General features: G+C 56.8%; 1 protein-coding gene. It reads left to right on the plus strand.

Features of this window, described 5'->3' with window-relative positions; translation table 11 throughout:
• Positions 1-243, plus strand: a 243-nt coding sequence (locus tag R0J88_RS22840; protein ID WP_410901296.1) for a carbamoyltransferase N-terminal domain-containing protein, incomplete at both ends; no start/stop codon positions are given.

The following is a 243-nucleotide window of genomic DNA, read 5'->3' on the forward strand; positions in this document are numbered from 1 at the left end:
TCGACCCGAAAAAGGTCAAGATCGAGCCAGTCGAGCACCACTTGGCCCACGCCTCCAGTGCCTACCACTGCTCGGGCTTCAAGGAAAAAACCGCGATCCTCGGCATTGACGGTAAAGGCGAATACGCCACCACCTTCTTTGGCTACGGCGAAAACGGCAAGATCCACAAGATCAAGGAATTCTTCGACCCGGACTCCCTGGGCGGCTTGTATGGCGCAATCACCGAGTTCCTCGGCTTCGAGA

Origin of the sequence: Pseudoalteromonas sp. SIMBA_162, assembly GCF_046535955.1 — a bacterium.
GTDB classification, from domain to species: Bacteria; Pseudomonadota; Gammaproteobacteria; order Enterobacterales; family Alteromonadaceae; genus Pseudoalteromonas; species Pseudoalteromonas marina.